The 22,221-nt window shown below is 64.0% G+C and carries 16 protein-coding genes; 12 read left to right on the forward strand and 4 right to left on the reverse strand.

Annotated features, from left to right (window positions below; all coding sequences use genetic code 11):
- The first annotated feature begins 96 nt into the window (after positions 1-96).
- Both AC6JAC_RS07600 and AC6JAC_RS07605 read left to right on the forward strand, forming a co-directional pair.
- Positions 97-966 (forward strand): hypothetical protein, encoded by an 870-nt coding sequence (locus AC6JAC_RS07600; RefSeq protein ID WP_454698991.1) that lies wholly within the window; start codon positions 97-99, stop codon positions 964-966.
- Between the two features lie 9 nt (positions 967-975).
- On the forward strand, positions 976-2,055 hold the full coding sequence (locus tag AC6JAC_RS07605; RefSeq protein ID WP_028269462.1) for a 4-hydroxy-3-methylbut-2-enyl diphosphate reductase: 1,080 nt from the start codon (positions 976-978) through the stop codon (positions 2,053-2,055).
- 58 nt (positions 2,056-2,113) lie between these two features.
- Here the strand turns inward: AC6JAC_RS07605 and AC6JAC_RS07610 are convergent, their stop codons facing one another.
- The gene (locus AC6JAC_RS07610) at positions 2,114-3,325 is read right to left on the reverse strand and encodes a DNA recombination protein RmuC (protein ID WP_028269461.1); all 1,212 of its coding nucleotides are present in this window, start codon (positions 3,323-3,325) and stop codon (positions 2,114-2,116) included.
- Between the two features lie 114 nt (positions 3,326-3,439).
- Here AC6JAC_RS07610 and ychF point away from each other — a divergent pair, with 114 nt between their 5' ends.
- Positions 3,440-4,525, forward strand: a complete 1,086-nt coding sequence (gene ychF / locus AC6JAC_RS07615) for a redox-regulated ATPase YchF (protein ID WP_028269460.1) — start codon at positions 3,440-3,442, stop codon at positions 4,523-4,525.
- Between the two features lie 54 nt (positions 4,526-4,579).
- On the opposite strand, the gene AC6JAC_RS07620 is transcribed toward ychF, so the two are convergent.
- Positions 4,580-5,620, reverse strand: coding sequence for an LLM class flavin-dependent oxidoreductase (locus AC6JAC_RS07620; protein WP_497964153.1), 1,041 nt, complete (start codon positions 5,618-5,620; stop codon positions 4,580-4,582).
- 399 nt (positions 5,621-6,019) lie between these two features.
- Here AC6JAC_RS07620 and AC6JAC_RS07625 point away from each other — a divergent pair, with 399 nt between their 5' ends.
- The 3 genes from AC6JAC_RS07625 (at position 6,020) to AC6JAC_RS07635 (ending at position 10,617) form a co-directional block, all read left to right on the forward strand.
- Positions 6,020-7,798 carry an ABC transporter family substrate-binding protein gene (locus tag AC6JAC_RS07625; protein ID WP_028269458.1) on the forward strand — a complete coding sequence of 593 codons (1,779 nt, stop codon included), beginning with the start codon at positions 6,020-6,022 and terminating at the stop codon, positions 7,796-7,798.
- 180 nt (positions 7,799-7,978) lie between these two features.
- Positions 7,979-9,520 carry an ABC transporter permease gene (locus AC6JAC_RS07630; RefSeq protein ID WP_497964155.1) on the forward strand — a complete coding sequence of 514 codons (1,542 nt, stop codon included), beginning with the start codon at positions 7,979-7,981 and terminating at the stop codon, positions 9,518-9,520.
- Positions 9,517-10,617 carry an ABC transporter permease gene (locus AC6JAC_RS07635; protein ID WP_028269456.1) on the forward strand — a complete coding sequence of 367 codons (1,101 nt, stop codon included), beginning with the start codon at positions 9,517-9,519 and terminating at the stop codon, positions 10,615-10,617. Before AC6JAC_RS07630 ends, AC6JAC_RS07635 begins: the two co-directional genes overlap by 4 nt.
- A gap of 24 nt (positions 10,618-10,641) precedes the next feature.
- Here the strand turns inward: AC6JAC_RS07635 and AC6JAC_RS07640 are convergent, their stop codons facing one another.
- Positions 10,642-11,271, reverse strand: a complete 630-nt coding sequence (locus AC6JAC_RS07640; RefSeq protein ID WP_497964157.1) for a PH domain-containing protein — start codon at positions 11,269-11,271, stop codon at positions 10,642-10,644.
- Positions 11,272-11,348: 77 nt separating this feature from the next.
- Between AC6JAC_RS07640 and AC6JAC_RS07645 the strand changes: the two genes are divergently transcribed.
- The 5 genes from AC6JAC_RS07645 to AC6JAC_RS07665 all read left to right on the forward strand — a co-directional run bounded on the left by AC6JAC_RS07645 (position 11,349) and on the right by AC6JAC_RS07665 (position 18,854).
- A complete protein-coding gene (locus tag AC6JAC_RS07645; RefSeq protein ID WP_497964159.1) occupies positions 11,349-13,184 on the forward strand; it encodes an ABC transporter ATP-binding protein in 1,836 nt (611 codons plus the stop codon).
- A 238-nt stretch (positions 13,185-13,422) separates the two neighbouring features.
- Positions 13,423-15,111: a peptide ABC transporter substrate-binding protein gene (locus AC6JAC_RS07650; RefSeq protein ID WP_028269453.1), complete on the forward strand. Its 1,689-nt coding sequence runs from the start codon at positions 13,423-13,425 to the stop codon at positions 15,109-15,111.
- Between the two features lie 134 nt (positions 15,112-15,245).
- Positions 15,246-16,175, forward strand: a complete 930-nt coding sequence (locus AC6JAC_RS07655) for an ABC transporter permease (RefSeq protein ID WP_028269452.1) — start codon at positions 15,246-15,248, stop codon at positions 16,173-16,175.
- Positions 16,165-17,115, forward strand: coding sequence for an ABC transporter permease (locus AC6JAC_RS07660; protein ID WP_028269451.1), 951 nt, complete (start codon positions 16,165-16,167; stop codon positions 17,113-17,115). The genes AC6JAC_RS07655 and AC6JAC_RS07660 overlap by 11 nt, the downstream gene beginning before the upstream one ends.
- A gap of 11 nt (positions 17,116-17,126) precedes the next feature.
- On the forward strand, positions 17,127-18,854 hold the full coding sequence (locus AC6JAC_RS07665; protein ID WP_028269450.1) for an ABC transporter ATP-binding protein: 1,728 nt from the start codon (positions 17,127-17,129) through the stop codon (positions 18,852-18,854).
- Between the two features lie 185 nt (positions 18,855-19,039).
- Here AC6JAC_RS07665 and AC6JAC_RS07670 read toward each other — a convergent pair whose 3' ends face one another.
- A complete protein-coding gene (locus AC6JAC_RS07670; RefSeq protein ID WP_497964162.1) occupies positions 19,040-19,984 on the reverse strand; it encodes an SGNH/GDSL hydrolase family protein in 945 nt (314 codons plus the stop codon).
- A gap of 274 nt (positions 19,985-20,258) precedes the next feature.
- On the opposite strand from AC6JAC_RS07670, the gene typA reads away from it, so the two are divergent.
- The gene (gene typA / locus AC6JAC_RS07675) at positions 20,259-22,187 is read left to right on the forward strand and encodes a translational GTPase TypA (RefSeq protein ID WP_028269448.1); all 1,929 of its coding nucleotides are present in this window, start codon (positions 20,259-20,261) and stop codon (positions 22,185-22,187) included.
- Positions 22,188-22,221: the final 34 nt, after the last annotated feature.

Here is a 22,221-nt window from a genome sequence, read left to right on the forward strand (position 1 = left end):
CTCTATCCATAGCTCTACCACTGTCCGCCGACATTTTTGCTTCCCGGCCGGCGCCCCTAGGATGGCAGTACCGCCCAACCACAACCGAGGAATCCCTTGCGCACTTTTGTCTCCGCTGCCGCCGTCATCCTTGGACTGCTGCTGGCCGCCGTCTCCGTTCCTGCCATCTGGGTGGACCGGAACATTGTGCAGGAGGATGGCTTTGTCTCCCTCGCCGCCCCGCTGGGCAAGGACACCGTCTTCCAGCAGCGGCTGGCCTCAGCGGCTGTCGGGAGCATCGACCCGACCGGACAGATTCCTGAACCATTCGCCCAACTGGTGCAGCCGATCCTGGACTCCGCCGCCAAATCCCTGACGACGCTGCCCGGCTACCCTGCGGCCTGGGAAGAAACGCTGCGGAGGAGTCACCGGCTTAACTTCCCGGCTGCCGGGGACGGAACGGCGGCAGCTGACCCGTCCACGTCCCTCACCCTGGATGTGGCGCCCCTGGTTGGACTGCTGACCAAGCAGATTTCGGAGGCCACCAACATCCCGATTGAAGCGCCCGGCCAGACGCCCATTGACATCGGACAGCCGAGCCACCGGCAACTCGTTGACCAGGTTGCGGCCTATGCCCCCCTGGGGTACGCGTTGGCTGCCGGCTCGGCCATCGCCCTCCTGCTGGCCCTCATCGCCGCCCGCCGGCGCTGGATTGTGCTGGTAGGTACCGGCGCAGGGGCATTGGTGCTCGCCGCGGCGTGGAAGCTCGGATCTGATGCGGCCGGCCTGGCGGTAGGCGGGACGGCCAGCGGGAATGAGGTGGCGGACATCTTCAAGAGCGAATTCGTGGCCGCATCCTCCGAGCGGTTCGGACAGTGGATCCTGGCGGCTCTCATCGCCGGTGCCGTCCTCATTGTGGCCGGTGTCCTTTTCCGCGTCGTTGCCGGTGCCGTTGCCGGAGCCGGACGCGACCAGCATTCCCGGTAGCATTGAACAATGACCACCTCAGCAGTCTCCATCCCCATGCCGTCAATTCCACGCAGGCGCCGTTCGCCTGAGGACGTGCTGGCTGCGGCCCCGGTCTCAGGTCCCAAAAAGGTGCTGCTCGCGGCTCCCCGCGGCTACTGCGCCGGTGTTGACCGGGCCGTCATCGCCGTGGAGAAGGCACTGGAACACTATGGTCCGCCCGTCTATGTGCGGAAGCAGATCGTCCACAACGTCCACGTTGTGAGCTCGCTTGAGGAGAAGGGCGCCATCTTCGTCGACGAGACCGATGAGGTGCCCGAAGGCGCCCTGGTAATTTTTTCTGCCCACGGAGTTTCGCCGGCCGTCGTACAGTCCGCCGAGGACCGCGGCCTTCGCACCATTGACGCCACCTGCCCGCTCGTGACCAAGGTCCACCGCGAGGCGGTCCGTTTCGCCAAGGACGACTTTGACATCCTCCTCATCGGCCACGACGGTCACGAGGAAGTGGAAGGAACCGCCGGCGAGGCCCCCGACCACATCCAGATCATCAACGGACCGCACGAAGTGGACAAAGTTACCGTGCGGGATCCGGAAAAGGTCATCTGGCTGTCACAGACCACCCTGAGCGTGGACGAAACGATGGAAACCGTCCGGCTCCTCAAGGAACGCTTCCCGACTCTGCAGGATCCGCCCAGCGACGACATCTGCTACGCCACCACCAACAGGCAGGTGGCCATCAAGAAGATCTCCCCGCAGGCTGATCTGGTCATAGTGGTGGGCTCCGCCAACTCCTCCAACTCCGTCCGCCTCGTTGAGGTTGCACTGGAATACGGTGCCAAGGCGTCCTACCGCGTCGATTTCGCCAACGAAGTGGACGAGGCCTGGTTCGAAGGCGTCGCCACGGTGGGCGTCACCTCGGGCGCGTCCGTTCCGGAAGTGCTGGTCAAGGATGTGCTCCGGCTCCTGGCGGACTACGGCTACGGTGCCGTGGAAGAAGTGGTTACGGCAGAGGAAGACCTGCTCTTCTCCCTGCCCAAGGAGCTGCGCGCCACCCTCAAGAAGTCGGGCGACGTGACCCGCGCACTGGGCGGACGGGGAGCGCGGAACTGACCCCTTCGCGGTCAGGAGCGTCCGGCCTCCGCGGAGGCCGGACGCTCCTGACCGCGGCCTAGGCGGCCGACTCCTCCGACTGCAGTTCGGGAGCTGCCACCGACCGGGGAGTCACCTCGATCGCAGGCGGTGTGGTCAGCCCCTCGGCTTCCAGGGCGTTGAGTTTCCGCGCCGTCGGAAGAACCCGCGCCTCCAGCGTTCCGACCATTGAGTTGTAGCGGTCAACGGACGTCTTCAGCGACGACCCCAGCTTGGTCACATTGTCGCCCAGTGTGCCCATCCGTTCGTAGAGCTGCCGCGCCAACTCAAAGAGCTCCCGGGCGCTGTCCGTGAGCACGTCCTGGCGCCAGGTGAACGCTACCGACTTCAGCACGGCCAACAAGGTGCCGGGGGATGCCAGCACCACATTCTTGTTCAAGGCGTAGTCAAGCAGCCCGGCGTCCGCAGCCAGTGCGGCCGCCAGGATGGATTCCGCCGGCAGGAAGCAGATGACGAGTTCCGGCGAATTGCCCGGGATCTCCCAGTACTTCTTGTTGCTCAGCGCGTCCACATGGGACTTCAGGGCCTTGGCGTGGGCTGCCAGCAACGCGTTCTGGCCGTTGAGGGCAGGCCCCTGCTGCTGGCGTCCCGCTGAGGATCCCAGGTCCTGGGCCTCTAGGTAGGACCCCAGGGGGACCTTCGCGTCAACCACCAGTTGCTTCCCGCCCGGGAGCTGGACCACGAGGTCGGGGCGGACAGCGTTTCCCCCTCCGGTGCTGTGCTGTTGTTCGTGGAAATCCACATGGCGGAGCATGCCGGCGGCTTCAACGACCCGGCGCAGCTGGACCTCGCCCCACTGGCCGCGGGCGCTATTGGACCGCAGGGCGGACTCCAGGGCATGGGTTGAGCGCAGCAGCTGCTCGTCGGAGAGCCTGGCCTCCTGCAGCTGCTGGGCCAGCTGTCCGTACTGCTCCAGCCGGTCGCGTTCCAGCAGGGACACCTGCTGTTGGACCGCCGTCAGCTTTTCCGCCACCGGGGCCAGGGCCCGGAGGACGCTGCCGTCCTGGTTGCGCGACTCGCCCAGTTCCCGGTTCTGTGCCGACAGAAGGCGCCGCTCGGCGTCGGCCGCCGCGAACTGGGCGCTGACCTCCGAAAGGCGCGCCGAGACGCCGTCGAAATCCTGTTCCAGGGCCACGCTCCGCCGGCGGAGCGCCACGTAGGTGAAGGCGGCGCCAATCACGGCGCCGAGAATCAGCATCAGCAGGGCAAGTATCAGTGCAAAAGCGTCCATGTGTTCACTTTGGCATGGGCCACCGACATTTTTGACGCAGGCGCACGCCGCCTGCGGAGACCGGGAACGGACCACCGCATGGTTCGCGCCCGGTTACCGGTAGAATTAGTGCTCGTGGCTCTTACTATTGGCATCGTCGGACTGCCCAACGTCGGCAAATCAACCCTTTTCAACGCACTGACCCGTAATCAGGTGCTGGCTGCGAACTATCCGTTCGCCACCATCGAGCCGAACGTCGGTGTGGTCAACCTGCCGGACCCGCGGCTCGCCAAGCTGGCCGCCGTCTTCGGCTCCCAGCGCCTGCTCCCTGCTCCCGTGTCGTTCGTCGATATCGCCGGGATTGTCAAGGGTGCATCGGAAGGCGAAGGCCTGGGCAACAAGTTCCTCGCCAACATCCGCGAGGCCGAGGCCATCGCACAGGTTGTCCGCGTGTTCGATGACCCGGACGTCATCCACGTCGACGGCAAGGTGGATCCGCGCTCGGATATGGAGACCATCAACACCGAACTGATCCTGGCTGACCTCCAGACCATCGAAAATGCGATCCCCCGGATCGAAAAAGAAGTCAAGATCAAAAAGCGCGACGCGGCTGAACTGGCCGCCATCAAGGCAGCGCAGGCCGTGCTTGAACGTGGCGACACCATCTTCTCCTCGATCAAGAGCGACAAGCTCGAGATGGAGCACCTCAAGGAGCTGGGCCTGCTGACAGCCAAGCCCTTCATCTACGTCTTCAACTCGGACGAGGGAATCCTGGGCAACCCCGAGAAGCAGGAAGAGCTGCGGGCCATGGTTGCTCCGGCGGACGCCGTCTTCCTCGACGCCAAGCTGGAATCCGACCTCGTGGAACTGGACGAGGAAGAAGCCCGCGAGATGCTGGAGATGAACGGCCAGGACGAATCAGGCCTCGACCAGCTGGCCCGCGTCGGCTTCCACACGCTGGGACTGCAGACCTACCTGACGGCCGGTCCCAAAGAAACCCGCGCCTGGACCATCCATCAGGGCGACACCGCCCCGCAGGCCGCCGGCGTCATCCACTCGGATTTCCAGCGCGGCTTCATCAAGGCCGAAGTTGTGTCTTTCGACGACCTTATCGAGGCCGGATCCATGGCCGAGGCCAAAGCCCGCGGCAAGGTCCGCATCGAAGGCAAGGAATATGTCATGGCCGACGGCGACGTGGTGGAGTTCCGCTTCAACGTTTAGGCTCATCTGCGAAGATCGCGTCCTGGCACAGCCGGGGCGCGATTTTCGTCTTTCTCAACGTGCCGGAGCCCATCCCAAAGCGGGACCCAATCTGGTGGCGATGTCGGTGAGGATCTGGATGTAGTCCTCATGGTCGAAGCTGAACGGCAGCGCGAACGCCACTTCGTCGACCTCGCGGAACCCCGCGTGTGCGTACAGCTGCTCGGCGATTTCATCGCTGGTGCCCATGAGGTCCGGGGCGAACAGCATGCCCTTTGGTCCCTGCGGCGACCGGGTGCGGGGCGTGCGTTCATCGACGTATCGCCTGTACTTTTCCCGCTGTTGCGCTGAAGCCGAATCGGTCGGGATGACCACCAGGCCTTGCGAGACCCGGGCTGGTCCGTGCGACTGGCCTGATGCCGCGGCTGCTTCACGGTAGGCCCGGATCTGGGACTGCTGGATTTGGGCAAACGCCGGTTCCTCGTCCGTTTCGGGGAAGATCACACTGCTGGAGAGCAGATTGAATCCGTTCGCCCCCGCCCAGATGGCCGATTTCCGGCTTGCCGCCCCGTACCAAAGACGGGCACGCAGCCCGGCGGAGTGCGGCTCCACGCGATTGGAGAATTCCTCGACGACACCCTGCTTGCCGGAAAATTCCCGGACCGGTTCCCCCGCGATCAGGCGCGCAAGCCGGTCCAGGCGTGCATATCCGAAGTCCTCCAGTTCGGCGGAATCCGGGTGCAACTCGTGCTTCACCGTCTCGTAGTGCATTGGTTCGCCCACGCTCAGGCCCGGATTGATTCGTCCGCCGGCGAGTAGGTCCACGGTGGCCAGGTCCTCGGCCAGGCGCAAAGGGTTTTCCCAGCCCATCGGGGTCACGGCGGTTCCAAGCTCGATCCGGGAAGTGCGCTGGCTGGCCGCCGCCATGACCGCAATGGGCGAGGAGATTCCGAACTGCAGATGGCGGTGGCGCAGCCATGCGCTGTCGAATCCAAGCTGCTCGCCCAGTGCGATGACCTGCAAGGTCGATTCGTGCCCCGCGGCTGGATCCGCGGGGTCGAACAGGCCAATAGTGAGGAATCCGAGCTTGCGTAACGGTTGTGAGGAGTCGGGCATGGGATTCCTTCAGGGATCGGTGTACAGCTGGTCCTCATAATATGCGGGGTGCATGTGCTGCTCCGGGGGAGAGAGCAAAGTTACCCCCCCAAGTCAGTAATTGTTCATTAACGGTGTTAGCCCCGATTCCTTTGAACCGGGGCTTTTGTCGGGGGTTGGACCCGCTCCCGTGCGGGTTTTCCCGCCCTGCCTTCTCCGGTGATAAACCGCGTCCGCAAATCCATTGTTGCAGCTCGGTAACAACCTTTACCCATGGGCAACTTTGGTCCCATTGGCTTTCTTTTCGGGTCTAGGCTACTGCTCATGTGAGACTAGCCACATTCTCACTGGGGGAATGGGCGGTCTGGCCGGCGCCTACAGCGGCGGTCTTTTCAACACCACAGAAACATAGGAGGCGGAATGCGCTTAGGTCGTATTTCCAAAGCGGTAGGCGTCGCGGCAGCTGCCGCGCTAGCTCTCAGCGCCTGCGCCGGCAACAGCGGCGGGACCACCCCGTCCAGCGCTACTGCCGGCAAACAGGGTGGCTCAGCCACGGTGGTCGAGGTGAACGCGTTCAACACGTTCAACCCGAACACCGCCGACGGCAACACGGACATTAACTCGAAGATCAGTTATGCCACCCACTCGGGTTTCTACTACATCGACAACCAGCTGAACGTTGTACGCAACGAGAAGTTCGGCAAGATGGAAAAGACTTCCGATGACCCGCTAACGATCAAGTACACCGTCAACGAAGGCGTGAAGTGGTCCGACGGCACACCCGTGACGGCGGCCGACCTCCTGCTGCAGTGGGCGGCCTTCTCCGGCTACTACGATGATGCCGACTCCGAGGCGAAGACCGGCACGCAGTACTTCTCGTACGCCGGCGACCCCACCGGCCTCAAGCTCACTGACTTCCCGGAGCTCGGCGACGACAACCGCTCCATGACCATCAAGTACTCCAAGCCTTTCGCTGACTGGGAAACCGTTCTTGGGGGACCGGGCATCGACATTGCGGCGCACGTGCTGGCCAAAAAGGCCGGCCTGAGCGACGCCAAGGCGCTCGTGGACTACCTGAAGGAAAAGCCCAAGGGCGATCCCAAGGCTCCGAAGCCGGCCGACGAGAAATTGAAGGCCATGGCTGACCTCTGGAACACAGGCTTCGACACGAAGACCCTGCCGTCCGATCCCAGCCTTTTCCTTTCCAACGGTCCGTACATCGTCAAGAGCGTCACCCAGGACCAGTCCCTCACCATGGTCCGCAACAAGGACTACAACTGGGGACCGGAAGCCAGCCTGGACGAAATCACCGTCCGCTACATCGGCTCAGCTCCGGCACAGGTGCAGGCACTGAAGAACGGCGAAGCTGACATCATTGCTCCGCAGGCCTCGGCAGACACCATCGAGCAGCTGAAGGCCCTCGAAGGCCAGGGCGTCACCGTGGAACAGGGCAACCAGCTCTCCTACGACCACATCGACCTGAACTACTCGGGTCCGTTTGCCGAGAAGAGCGTCCGCGAAGCGTTCATGAAGACGGTCCCGCGCAAGGACATCGTCGACAAGATCGTGAAGAAGCTCGACGCGGAAGCCAAGCCGCTGGATTCGCAGCTCTTCGTTCCGGCCCAGGCAGCATACGCGGAATCAGCCAAGAACAACGGCTCCTCGGCATACCAGGACGTGGACATTGACGGCGCCAAGGCGCTCCTTGCCGGCAAGACGCCCGAGGTCCGCATCATGTACAACAAGGACAACCCCAACCGTGTTGACGCCTTCTCCCTGATCCGCGAATCGGCCACCAAGGCCGGCTTCAAGATCGTTGACGGCGGACTGGGAGCGTCCGACTGGGGCAAGGCCCTCGGCGACGGCAGCTACGATGCCACCATCTTCGGCTGGACCAACCCGGGTGTCGGCGTATCCGGCGTCCCGCAGATCTTCCGCAGCGGAAACGGATCCAACTTCAACCAGTTCGCCGATCCGGAAGCGGACAAGCTGATGGATGAGCTGATCGTCACCACCGACCGCAGCAAGCAGGACGAGCTGACCAGGCAGATCGACAAGAAGATCTGGGAGTCCGCCTACGGCCTTCCGCTCTTCCAGTCCGTCGGAGTGGACGCCTACAGCGACCGCATCACGGGCGTGAAGTTCATGCCGAACCAGACCGGTGTCTGGTGGAACTTCTGGGAGTGGGCTGAGAAGTAGAGCCCCCGCTCAGCGAGTGAACAGCAGGAGAAGGCGCCGGGACAAATGCACCAACGTCCCGGCGCCTTCTCCGGCACCACCGGCATTCTGCCGGGTTTCCGCGCACCTCAGTCGGGAATCCGGATAGATTCTGCGATGGGCCCGGCGAGATCCCGGGCCCGGATATAGAGGCTTTCCACCATGGTGACGTACATCGTCCGGCGGCTGATCACTGCCGCACTCATTCTTCTCGGGGCTTCATTCCTCGTGTACCTCCTGACAGCGTCGTCAGGGGATCCACTGGAGGAATTCCGCGCCAGCAGCGCCCCGAACAAACAACAGCTCATGGACTCCCGCAGCCAGCTCCTTGACCTGGATACGCCCGCCCCGCTCCGGTACTTCAAATGGCTCAGCGGAGCCGCCAGGTGCCTGGTCCCCTTCGCCGGTTCCTGCGACCTCGGAAAGAATATTGCGGGACAGCCCATCACCGAAGCCCTTGGTTTCGCGCTGGTGCAAACCCTGACACTCGTCACAGGTGCCACGATCCTCGCCATCCTCATCGGTATTGCCCTGGGCATTATTACCGCACTGCGGCAGTACAGCGCCCTGGACTATGGCGTGACGTTTATGGCCTTCCTGTTTTTCTCGCTTCCGATCTTCTGGGTTGCCGTGCTGTTGAAGGAATACGGGGCCATCGGTTTCAACGATTTTCTCCGCAAACCCGAAATACCACTGCCCGTGGCATTGGGCATCGGCGCCGTTGCGGGCCTGATTGTTGCCGTTGCAGTGGGCGGAGCGGCCCGCCGCAGGCTTGTCTCGGGCGGCATCGTGTTCGTTGCAGTCAGCCTCATCCTGGTCTACTTCTCCCTCGTGCAGTGGTTCCGGAATCCCGGCCTTGGCCCGGTGGTCATTGCCATTGCCGGGGTGGGCCTGGCCTTCGCCGTGACACTCCTCGTGGCAGGACTCAAAAACAGGAAGGCGCTCCAGGCCTCACTCATCGTGGTGGCACTCGGCGTCGTCGCATATTTCGCTGTCCAGCCGCTCCTCAACCAGGCAACGGCGATCATGATCGTGTTGCTGGGCATCGCCACCATCGGAGTGGGCGTGGGAACGGGCTACCTGATGGGCGGCTACGACCGCGGACAGTCGATGCGGGCTGCCGGCATCACTGCCTTCCTGGTGGGCGGACTCATCCTGATGGACCGCTTCATGCAGGCGTGGCCCAGCTACTTCAGCAACAGCCGCGTCCGCGGCAGGCCGATCGCCACCATCGGTGCAGGAACACCCAACATCCAGGGCGACTTCTGGATCCTGACCCTGGACACCTTCACCCACCTGATTCTTCCCACCATGGCGCTCATCCTTGTTTCGCTGGCAAGCTACACGCGGTTCACCAGGTCGTCCATGCTGGAAATCATGAACATGGACTACATCCGGACGGCCCGGGCCAAGGGCCTCTCCGAACGGTCCGTGGTGATGGGCCACGCGTTCCGTAATGCCCTGATTCCGATCGCAACGATCGTGGCATTTGATATCGGGGCGCTCATCGGCGGGGCCGTCATCACAGAGACTGTGTTCTCCGTCCGCGGCATGGGGTTCCTCTTCCTGGACGGCATTGTGCACACTGACCCGAACCCCGTGATGGGAGTCTTCGTCTGCGTGGCAGTTACCGCCATGGTGTTCAACCTGATCGCAGACCTTGCGTATTCCGCACTCGATCCCCGCGTAAGGATTAAGGCATGAGCCAGCCAACCCAGCAGGAAGAATTCCTCGCCGAGCACGCACGTTCCCGGCAGCCCGGCTCATCCGACGAGCCGGAAGCGAAGGGGCTGAGCCAGGGGCAGATTGTCCGTAAGAGGTTCCTGGGGCACACCGGAGCCCTCGTCGGCCTGTTCATTTTTGCCGTCATCTTCCTGCTCGCCTTCACGTCCGTGGGCTGGGCGGGGATCCCGGGCTGGTGGAAATATGACCACCTGGATGTCTCGCCGCTGGTCAACGACGGCGTTCCGACGGCGTCCCTGTGGCCGCCCGCCTGGGGCGAACACCCGTTCGGGCAGGACCGGATCGGCCGGGACCTGTTCGCCATGACCATGCGCGGAGCCCAGCAGTCCATCATCATCATGCTCCTGATCGGGACGATCGCCGGCCTGCTGGGCACGGTAGTGGGCGGACTCTCCGGATACTTCCGCGGCTGGGTCGAAGCGGTGCTGATGCGGATCACCGACGTCATCATCATCATCCCCGTACTGCTCCTCGCCGCCGTCGTGGCCCAGAGCGTCAACCGCAGGGACCAGGGCGGCTGGTTTTCGGGCTTCGCGGCCAGCAACGGCATCCTGATCCTCGGAATCTTCCTCGGCCTCGTCAGCTGGGTGGGCCTCGCCCGGCTGATGCGCGGTGAGTTCCTCACCCTTCGCGAACGCGAGTTTGTTGACGCAGCACGCATCTCGGGAGCCAGCAATGCCCGGATCATCTTCAAGCACATCCTGCCCAACGCCATCGGCGTGCTGATCGTCAACGTGACGCTGACCATGTCCGCTGCCATCCTCCTGGAAACGGCCCTGAGCTACCTCGGTGTGGGCGTGAAATCCCCGGACACGTCGCTGGGCCTGCTCATCTCGCAAAACCAGGAAGCATTCTCCACCCGGCCGTGGCTGTTCTGGTTCCCGGGCATCTTCATCGTCCTGATCTGCCTGAGCATCAACTTCATCGGCGACGGGCTCCGGGACGCGTTCGACCCGAGGCAGAAGAAGTTCAACGCCAAGAAGGCCAAGGACACGCAGTTGTCCGGGGAAGCGGCCAAGAAGCCGGCTCCCGCAGCCGACGGGTCAGCGGGCGACTGAATGCGGCCAGTCCGGGCAGCCGCCTTAAGGAACTGCGACGGCCCAGCAGCTGGCGGCCAGCAGCACGGCGGTGGCTGCAACCGCCCCCCAGCGGAATGTCACCCTGACGGCGGTCGCATCGGCCATGCCGGCGTCCAGGGTGCCGGCTTCGACCAGCTGTTCCCAGCGTCCGCGTACCAGCCGGGCTGCCTGCCCCGAATCAGTGGTTTTCAGGTCACCGGGGCGCACGGACCTTCCCGGTCCGTACGTTGCGGAAGGAAGGCCCTTGAGATCCTCAGGGCGCGCGTTCCGGCCGCCCCAGATGCCCGGCGCCGGTGCAGCCCAGGAAACGTAGCTCCGGTCCGGCGTGACCAGCGTCAGGGCGTAGCGCGTATCAACATTGACCAGGGCAGCCCAGGGGACGACAACGGAGCGGAACGGATTCTCCAAGGTGATGCCGCCGTCGTGAACCACCACCGAAGGCATCCAGAACAGCAGCCAGCCAAGAAAGCCGATCAGCAGCAGCGGGCCTGCCCCCAGCAGGGCGGCCGGGCCGCCGGCCGCGGCGGTGACCACGAGGCCAAGCGCTGCCACCAGCCAGGAAAGCCAAGCGAACCACTTGTTCGTAGGGGCTTTGAAGACTTCAACATTTCCGGCGTGCGGCACACTGCTCATGCCCCCAATAATTCAGGATTCCAGGCCGCAGCACTAATTTCCCGTGCAGCGGCGGCCTGGGCGGAAGGGAACCCGTCATGACTGACAACATCACCCCCCACCAGGACACCGCGCCGGCGCAGGAACCCGCAAAGGGTGCTGTTGTCCTCGAGGTCCGCGACCTCAGCGTCGACTTCGGCGTGGACAAGAAATGGGTGCCTGCGGCCATCGGCCTGAACTATCAGGTCAGGGCCGGCGAAGTGCTGGCCATCGTGGGGGAGTCCGGTTCCGGCAAGAGCGCCAGCTCCATGGCCCTGCTGGGCCTCCTGCCCAGCAACAGCCGGGTATCCGGCAGCGTCCGCCTCTCCGGCAAAGAACTCCTTGGCGCCAGCGCGGCCAACATCCGGGAAGTCCGCGGCAAGGACGTGGCCGTGATCTTCCAGGAACCCATGACCGCCCTCAACCCGGTCTACACTGTCGGGGCGCAGATCGTGGAGACGGTGCGGCTGCATAATGAAGTTTCACCTGAGCAGGCAAAGGAACGTGCCCTGCGGATGCTGGAACTGGTGGAACTGCCGGACCCCGAGAAGGCGTTCAAGTCCTACCCGCACCAGCTGTCGGGCGGCCAGCGGCAACGGGCCATGATTGCGCAATCGCTGTCCTGCGACCCCAAGCTGCTGATTGCCGACGAGCCCACCACGGCCTTGGACGTCACTGTCCAGGCCGAGATCCTGGACCTCATGCGCAATCTACGGAACAAGCTGGACAGTGCCATTGTGCTGATCACCCACGACATGGGCGTCGTGGCGGACCTCGCAGACCGGATCGCCGTCATGCGCCGGGGCCTCATCGTCGAGACCGGAACGGCTGAGCAGGTCTTCCGGAATCCCCGGCACGAGTACACGCAGGCATTGCTGGCGGCGGTGCCGCACCTTGGCCAGGGCGGAGCGGAGCATGGCGAGGAAGTCGACGTTACCGCCGCGCTGGCAGCCGCCACCCATGCCGAGCTGGAATCCGTGGACCATGAGGAACTCGTCCGGCGCGAGCGGGAGAACGCTGCGGCGCTGGCTGCTGCGGCCGCGGAACGGCCCCAGGGCGAGCCGGTCCTCGAACTGACCGATGTGGCCATCGAATACCCCAAACAGGGCCGTGTGGCTGCCTTCAGGGCCGTGGAGGGTGCAAACCTCGTGATCTACCCGGGCCAGGTGGTGGGGCTCGTAGGCGAATCGGGCTCGGGCAAGACCACCATCGGCCGCGCGGCGGTGGGGTTGCTTCCCGTCGCGGCAGGGTCAATGCGGGTGGTGGGCCAGGACATTTCAGCTGCCAAGAAGAACGGCAAGCAGCTGCACCATGTCCGGCGGCACATTGGCATGGTCTTCCAGGACCCGTCGTCGTCGTTGAATCCGCGCCTTCCGATCGGCGAGAGCATCGGCGAACCCATGTTCCTCGCCGGGGAGGCCAAGGGAAGCGGGCTGCAGAAGCGGATCGAGGCGCTCCTTGACCAGGTGGAGCTGCCCAGGAGCTACCGCAACCGGTATCCGCATGAGCTGTCCGGCGGCCAGAAGCAGCGCGTGGGCATCGCCCGGGCATTGTCACTCAAGCCGAAGCTGATGGTGGCGGACGAACCGACGTCGGCACTTGACGTGTCGGTGCAGGCAAAAGTACTTGAACTGTTCCAGAACCTCCAGAAAGACCTCGGCTTTGCCTGCCTGTTCGTGACGCACGACCTGGCAGTGGTCGACGTGCTGGCCGACCGCATCTGCGTGATGCAGCGGGGCAGAATCGTTGAGCAGGGCACACGGGACCAGATTCTGCGCAATCCGCAGGAACCCTACACGCAGCGCCTGCTCGCTGCGGTGCCCCTCCCGGACCCGGAAAAACAGCGTGAGCGACGGGAGCTGCGGGCACAGCTGCTGGCGAGTGGAGTGGAGTAAGGTCCGTCACATCAGGTGTAGGCTACCACTGAGTAACGTGTGACTTGAAATACGCCGATGTTGACGCTAGTGGTCAAATTGTGACCGGGTTACAGTTTGGCAACAGAGTTCCATCATCTGGACATTTTGGGGTTAGGCTACTCACTTATGTATGCCACGTCACAGGACACCTCTGTGCCCGGCCTGCGGGGAAGCACAAGACTTTCCCTTCTCACTCCCACAACTCATAGGAGGCGGAATGCGTTTTTCGCGCACTTCCAAAGCACTGGGCATGGTTGCCATCGCGGCCCTTGCCCTGACCGGATGCGGTGCCGGCGGCGGCTCCACGAACGGTGGCAGCAGCCAGGCTGCCGGCGATCCCAACAAGGTCATCACGGCGTACAGCAATGAGCCGCAGAAGCCCCTGATGCCCGCCGATACCGGCGAAGTCTACGGTGGCCGCGTCGTCGAGCTTCTGTTCGAAGGCCTGCGGAGCTACGATCCGAGCGGCAAGTCCGTCGACGCCCTGGCCGAGTCCATTGAGTCCCCGGACGGCCAGAACTACACCATCAAGGTCAAGTCCGGCAGCAAGTTCACCAACGGCGAGGAAGTCACCGCCAAGAGCTTCGTTGACGCCTGGAACTTTGCCGCCCTGAGCACCAACGCCCAGAGCAACAGCAGCTTCTTCGAATCCATCGAAGGCTATGACGCGGTCAGCGCCACCAAGACCGAGAAGGGTGCGGACGGCAAGGACACCGACGTTCCGGCCCCCACCGCACAGACCCTCTCAGGCCTGGCCCTGAAGGACGATTCCACCATCACGGTCAAGCTGACCCAGCCTGAAGCAGACTGGCCGCTGCGCCTTGGCTACTCCGCCTTCATGCCGCTGCCTGCAGACGCCATCAAGGACCCGAAGAAGTTCGGCGAGAACCCGGTGGGTAACGGCCCGTACAAGATGGCCAAGGAAGGTGCCTGGCAGCACGACAGCCAGATCGAACTGGTCAAGAACGCTGACTACCAGGGTGCACGTGCTGCCAAGAACGGCGGCGTGACCTTCAAGTTCTACACCGACCCGGCTCCGGCTTACACCGACATCCAGGGCAACAACCTCGATGTCACGGACGTCCTGCCGACGGACGCCCTCAAGACCTACGCCACGGACTTCCCTGAGAACCACCTCAACAAGCCGTACGCAGGCAACTCCACCCTGAACATCCCGGGCTACCTGCCCGAGTTCCAGGGCGAAGCAGGCATGCTCCGCCGCCAGGCGCTGTCCATGGCCATCAACCGCGAAGAGATCACCAAGGTCATCTTCTCCGGCACCCGCATCCCGGCCAAGGACTTCACCTCACCGGCAGTTGACGGCTACAACGAAAATGTTGCCGGTTCCGAGGTCCTGAAGTTCGACGCCGCCAAGGCGAAGGACCTGTGGGCGAAGGCCGACGCCATCACCCCGTGGCCCGCTGACAAGACCCTGCAGCTTGCCTACAACACTGACGGCGGCAACAAGGAATGGATCGACGCTGTTGCCAACAACTTCAAGAACAACCTGGGAATCAAGGCCGAAGGCCAGCCGTTCGCCAAGTTCGCTGAAATCCTGAAGCTGCGCACGGCCAAGGACCTTCCCGGCCTGACCCGCGCCGGCTGGCAGGCTGACTACCCGTCGCTGTACAACTTCCTCGGCCCGCTCCTGAAGACCGGTGCCAGCGCCAACTACGAGGGCTACACGAACCCCGAGTTCGACAAGCTCCTCACCGAAGGCCTGGGCGCCAAGTCCACGGACGACGCCAACAAGAAGTTCACGGAAGCACAGGAGATCCTCTTCAAGGAACTCCCCAACCTGCCGCTGTGGTACTCCGCACGCCAGGCCGTCTGGAGCCAGAACGTCAGCAACGTTGACGCTGGCTGGAACGGTGTTCTGCAGTACTGGGCCATCACCGCCAAGTAGTCCGCAGAGCAAATCCACGTCAAAAAGCTAATGGGGGTTCGGCCACAAAGCCGGGCCCCCATAGCCTTGGAACCGGCACGAAAGCTGTCCTACATGATCCCCCTTAGCCCCACAAACGCTCAGGAGACGCTGCTGTGATCCAGTACATCCTCCGGCGCCTGCTGCAGATCATTCCGGTGTTCATCGGAACCACCCTGCTCGTCTACTTCATGGTTTTCGCCCTCCCGGGTGACCCGATCCGGGCACTGTTCGGCGACCGACCGCCCAGCGAAGCCGTCATCGCGCAGCTCCGCCAGCAGTACAACCTCGACCAGCCGTTCTGGGTGCAGTACGGGCTCTTCCTCAAGAACCTGTTCACCTTCAACCTCGGCGTCGACTTCACCGGCCAGCCCATTGCGGCATCCCTCGGCCGGATCTTCCCGGTCACCGTCATGCTGGCCGTCGAAGCCCTCATCATCCAGACTGTCTTCGGCGTGACCTTCGGCCTCATTGCCGGGCTGCGCAAGGGGAAGTTCTTCGACGCCACCGTGCTCGTCGCATCCCTCGTGGTCATCGCCATCCCCACTTTTGTGCTCGGATTCGTCCTGCAGCTACTGATCGGTGTGCAGCTCGGCTGGGCCAAGCCCACCGTTGGAGCCAACGCGGACTGGGGCAACCTGATCCTGCCGGCCACCGTCCTGGGTTTGGTTTCCTTTGCCTACGTCCTGCGGCTGACGCGCGCGTCGGTGGTCGAGAACATGAACGCCGACTATGTGCGCACCGCCACCGCCAAGGGCCTCTCGCGGCCGCGCGTCGTGGTCACTCACATCCTGCGCAACTCCATGATTCCGGTCATCACCTACCTGGGCGCCAGCCTCGGCGGCCTGATGGGCGGTGCCATCGTGACGGAGAGCATCTTCAACGTCCCGGGTGTTGGCCAGAAGCTGTTCCAGGCCGTTATCCGCAGCGAAGGCCCCACCGTGGTCGCGATTGTCAGCGTCCTGGTGCTTGTCTTCGTTATTGCCAACCTGTTGGTCGATTTGCTGTACGCCTGGCTTGATCCGAGGATCCGTTATGAAAACTAATCGCGAAATCGAGCACTTTGTTGCCCCCGTGGAGGAGACCCCCCTGCTGGCAACGGACTCGCTCAAAGCAGACCAGGCTCCGCTGAGCCTCTGGGCCGACGCCTGGCGCAAGCTCCGCCGTCGTCCGCTGTTCATTATTTCCGCCGTGATGATCGCGCTGATCATCATTGTGGCCCTCTTTCCGGGCCTCTTCACCCAGGTGGCACCGAACGACAACTGCCAGCTGGCGAACTCCGACGGCGCTCCTTCGGCAGGGCATCCGCTCGGCTACACCTTCCAGGGCTGCGACGTGTACTCCCGCATCATCCACGGCACCCAGGCGTCGCTGATGGTCGGCGTCTTCTCCGTGATCTGCGTCCTTCTCATCGGTGTCACGCTCGGTGCCATCGCCGGCTTCTACGGCGGCTGGCTCGACGCCGTCATCGCCCGGCTCGGCGACATCTTCTTTGCCATCCCGCTCATCCTGGGCGCCCTGGTGGTCTCGCAGCTTCCGTTCATGCGCGATAACCGCGGCGTCTGGACCGTGGTCATGATCCTGGTGGTCCTCAGCTGGCCCCAGATGGCCCGCATCACGCGCGGCGCAGTCATTGAAGTGCGCAATGCGGACTTCGTGACGGCTGCCCGCTCACTGGGCGTCTCGCGCTTCGGCTCGCTCGTCCGGCACGTGCTGCCGAACGCCCTCGCGCCGATCATCGTCCTGGCCACCATGGAACTCGGTGTCTTCATCGTGGCGGAAGCCACGCTGTCCTTCATCGGCATCGGCCTGCCGGGCAGCATCATGTCCTGGGGTAACGACATCGCCTCCGCCAGGTCTTCCGTCCGCACCAACCCGGCCATCCTGCTGTATCCGGCCATCGCGCTGTCCATCACCGTCCTGAGCTTCATCATGCTCGGCGATGCGCTGCGCGACGCACTCGATCCGAAAAGCCGTCAACGATGAACGAGGCAATCATGACAACTTCCGACGTCAGAATCAGTGAGGCGGGCGTGGCGGACACGCCCCTGCTGGAAATCCGCGACCTCGCCATTTCCTTCAAGACCGGGTCCGGAGAGGTCCAGGCCGTCCGGAACGCCCACCTGACCATCATGCCGGGTGAAACCGTCGCGATTGTGGGGGAGTCCGGCTCCGGTAAGTCGACCACGGCGCTGGCCGCCATCGGGCTGCTCCCCGCCAACGGCAGGGTCTCCGGCGGGCAGATCCTGCTCGACGGCGAAGACATCTCCCACGCCTCGGAAAAGCGCATGATCGAGCTGCGCGGCAATACGATCGGCATGGTCCCGCAGGACCCGATGTCCAACCTCAACCCGGTCTGGAAGATCGGCTACCAGGTCAAGGAAACGCTGCGGGCCAACGGCCGTCCCAGCGGACCCGCCGACGTTGCGAAGGTTCTCGCCGAGGCAGGCCTGCCCGACGCCGAACGGCGGGCCAAGCAGTACCCGCACGAGTTCTCCGGCGGCATGCGCCAGCGCGCGCTGATCGCCATCGGCCTCTCCTGCCAGCCGCGGCTGCTGATCGCCGACGAGCCCACCTCCGCGCTCGACGTGACGGTGCAGCGCCAGATCCTCGATCACCTGGAAAAGATGACCTCGGAACTGGGCACGTCGGTGCTCCTGATCACCCACGACCTGGGCCTGGCCGCCGAACGCGCGGACAAGGTGGTGGTGATGTACCGGGGCAACGTGGTGGAAGCCGGTCCGTCCCTGGAACTGCTGCAGAACCCGCAGCACCCGTACACGCAGCGCCTGGTGGCCTCGGCGCCGTCGCTCGCGTCCCGGCGCATCCAGGTGGCCAAGGAGCTCGGCGTCGAAACGGACGAGCTGCTCGCTCCCTCCAGCTCTGCCGGCGGGGCTGTCGTCGTCGAGCCGACCAAGACCGAAGACGTGCTCCAGATCCAGAACCTCCGCAAGGTGTTCAAGCTTCGCTCCGGCTTCGGGAAGTCCACCGACTTCGCTGCCGTTGACGACGTCTCCTTCAGCGTCAAGCGCGGGACGACGACGGCGATCGTCGGGGAGTCGGGTTCGGGCAAGTCCACCGTGGCGCAGATGGTGCTGAACCTCCTCCAGCCGACGTCCGGAAAAATCGTGTTCGACGGCGTAGACACCTCCACGCTGAACAGCAAGCAGATCTTTGCGTTCCGCCGCCGCGTGCAGCCGATCTTCCAGGATCCCTACGGCTCCCTCGACCCGATGTACAACATCTTCCGGACCATCGAGGAGCCGCTGCGTACCCACAAGATCGGGGACAAGGCCAGCCGCGAGAAGAAGGTCCGCGAGCTCCTGGACCAGGTGGCACTGCCGCAGTCCACCATGCAGCGTTACCCGAACGAACTGTCCGGCGGGCAGCGCCAGCGTGTTGCCATCGCCCGTGCCCTGGCCCTCGACCCGGAAGTTATCATCTGCGACGAGGCGGTTTCCGCCCTCGACGTCCTGGTCCAGGCACAGGTGCTGAACCTGCTCGCCGAGCTGCAGTCCAGGCTGGGCCTGACCTACCTGTTCATCACCCACGACCTTGCCGTAGTCCGGCAGATCGCGGACCACGTGTGCGTGATGGAGAAGGGCAAGCTGGTTGAGACCGGTTCCACGGACGACGTGTTCGACGCCCCGCAGAAGGACTACACGAAGGCCTTGCTCCATGCCATCCCGGGCGCGCGGCTGATGCTGCCGCCGGAAGTTGCCTGAGTAGAACCCGGGCAGATGTTTCCTGCATAGGTGCATCACGAAAGGAGCCGGTATCCGCCCACAACGCGGATACCGGCTCCTTTTCTTATGTGAAGTGCCTGGTGCTGAAACTTCCTGGTGCTGAAACGTCCTGCTGCTGATGCGGCTCTGTGCAGGAGGGCCGGCTCAGGGGAGCGCGGCTCTGCTCACCCGACCGGCAACGCCGAGGTGGCCGGCACCGCCGGCGCCTCGAGTCCCAGTTCCTTCAGCCTTGCGGCAAGGATGGTGCCGAGTGCCTTGTGGCCGACACTGTTCATGTGCACGCCGTCGGCCAGTTCCTTGGCCAGGTTGTACTTAGTCAGCCAGTCGCCGGCGCTGACAAACGGGATGGCGTGTTTGGCGGCCACCGTGCTCAGCAGCGCGTCCACCTGTGACCGCCGCCCGCCGCCGTAGTTGATTCCGCGGGCCAGGGTGCCGATCATGGCAAACTTCGACCCCGGGTAGCGTTGCTTGAGCGAGGAGATCAGACGGTCGGCGTTGGCCACGATCTGGGCATCCGTGGCTCCGCGGGCGGCATCGTTTCCACCGCCCTGGATGACCACCAGCGCCGGGGATCCATACGGGAGCTTCCAGTCGCCGCGCTGCAGTGCATCGATGTAGTTGCCGGTCTTACCGTTCGCAGCAACAAAGCCGGTGCCGCCGCGGCCGCAGAAGAAGACGTTGTAACCCATGGCAGCCAGGCCCTGGCGGGGCCAGCCGGCTTCAGGCTCGGACTGCGAGTCCCCGATCAGCACGGCGGTCCGCTTGATGTTGGCCACGATGACTTCGTTGCGGCCGTTTGCCGGGTTCAGGTAGACCGATCCGGGCGCCATCGATGCCGGATCGGATTCCGGGGCAAGCTTGGCCTTCCCCGCCGAGCCGGCGGCCACCGGCTCGCCCGGTGCAGCAGCCACCGGCGCGGCCGCCGACTTCCGCGGAACGGACTGGCCGGATGCAGACGCGGCCGGCTGTGATGCTGCCGTGCTGGCAGCCGGCGCGGCAGATTCCGGGGCCGCTCCCGTTGTCTGTGGGGCCTGCCCGCAGCCGGCCATCAGAACGCCGGCGGCGATCATAGGAGCGACGAAGCGGGTCAGGGCTGAAGCGTTTCGCATCTATGGTCTCCGGGCTTTGCTTGCTGTTACCTCCGTAATGATGGGGCATCGCAACAGGAATATCCAGTAACTTAAGCCACTATTCGTCCCATTCAGATGACGATCCAGTAACGGGGGCTGACGGACCCCGTTTTGGGGTTTTTAGGCCAATAAATGACCTAGCGCTTAGAATGGTAGAAGGTGCCCTGTGCCAAAGGGTCTCATCCGTCGTGCGTTCCGGTTGGAAATGTCGCGATACCACAGCTGACTTCACCACTGAATCGAGCAATAACGCATGTCTGAAACCACCACCAACACCGCGGTAGCCACTGCATCGCGCAGTGACCTGCGCAACGTCGCGATCGTGGCCCACGTTGACCACGGCAAGACCACGCTGGTCGACGCCATGCTCAAGCAGACCAACTCCTTTGCCGAGCACAACCACCTCGAAGACCGCGTCATGGACTCCGGTGACCTTGAACGCGAAAAGGGCATCACCATCCTGGCCAAGAACACCACCGTGGCCTACAACGGACCGTCCTCGCAGGGCGAGACCATCACGATCAACGTGATCGACACCCCGGGCCACGCCGACTTCGGTGGCGAGGTGGAGCGCGGCCTGTCCATGGTTGACGGCGTTGTGCTTCTCGTCGATGCTTCCGAGGGCCCCCTGCCCCAGACCCGTTTCGTGCTCCGCAAGGCCCTTGCCGCGCACCTGCCGGTCATCCTGCTGGTCAACAAGACCGACCGCCCCGACGCACGGATCGACGAAGTCGTCCACGAGTCCATGGACCTGCTCCTGGGCCTGGCCTCCGACCTCGCCGACGAAGTTCCGGACCTGGACCTGGACAAGATCCTCGAAGTTCCCGTGGTTTACGCCGCAGCCAAGGTTGGCCGCGCTTCCCTTGAGCAGCCGGCTGACGGCACGGCTCCGGAGAACGAGGACCTTGAGCCGCTGTTCAAGACCATCATCGAGCACATCCCGGCACCGACCTACAACCCGAACGGTGTCCTCCAGGCGCACGTCACCAACCTGGATGCCTCCCCGTTCCTGGGCCGCCTGGCTCTGCTGCGCATCTACAACGGCACCCTGCGCAAGGGCCAGACCGTTGCCTGGGCGCGTGCCAACGGCGAACTGAAGAACGTCAAGATCACCGAACTGCTGGCCACCAAGGCCCTCGACCGCGTGCCGGCCGAGTCCGCAGGCCCGGGCGAGATTGTGGCCGTCGCCGGTATCGAGGACATCACCATCGGTGAGACCCTGACCGACGCCGAGAACCCGCAGCCGCTGCCGCTGATCACCGTGGACGATCCCGCGATCTCCATGACCATCGGTATCAACACCTCGCCGCTGGCCGGCAAGGTCAAGGGTGCCAAGGTCACCGCACGCCAGGTGAAGGACCGCCTCGACAAGGAACTGATCGGTAACGTCTCCATCAAGGTCCTCCCCACCGAGCGTCCCGACGCCTGGGAAGTCCAGGGCCGTGGCGAGCTGGCCCTTGCCATCCTCGTTGAGCAGATGCGCCGCGAAGGCTTCGAGCTGACGGTCGGCAAGCCCCAGGTGGTCACCAAGACCATCGACGGCAAGATCCACGAGCCGATGGAGCACATGACCATCGACGTGCCTGAAGAGTACCTCGGCGCCGTCACCCAGCTCATGGCAGCCCGCAAGGGCCGCATGACCAACATGGCCAACCACGGCACCGGCTGGTGCCGCATGGAGTTCATCGTGCCGGCCCGCGGCCTGATCGGTTTCCGCACCAAGTTCCTCACGGACACCCGCGGCGCCGGCATCGCTGCCTCCATCTCCGAGGGCTACGAGCCCTGGGCCGGCCCGATCGAGTACCGCACCAACGGTTCGATGATCGCCGACCGCGCCGGTGTTGTGACGCCCTTCGCCATGATCAACCTGCAGGAACGCGGCTCCTTCTTCGTGAAGCCCACGTCCGAGGTCTACGAGGGCATGATCGTTGGCGAGAACTCCCGCGCCGACGACATGGACGTCAACATCACCAAGGAAAAGAAGCTCACCAACATGCGTGCCGCTTCCTCCGACACCTTCGAGAACCTGACGCCCCCGCGCGACCTGACCCTCGAAGAGTCCCTCGAATTCGCCCGCGAAGACGAGTGCGTCGAGGTTACCCCGGAGTCCATCCGCATCCGCAAGGTCATCCTGGACACCAACGAGCGCGCCAAGGCCAACCGCGCCCGCGCCAAGGTCTGATCCGAGCACGTTCCGGTCATCACCCTCGTGAACA

The sequence above is a fragment of the Arthrobacter sp. KUASC02 genome, assembly GCF_059739395.1.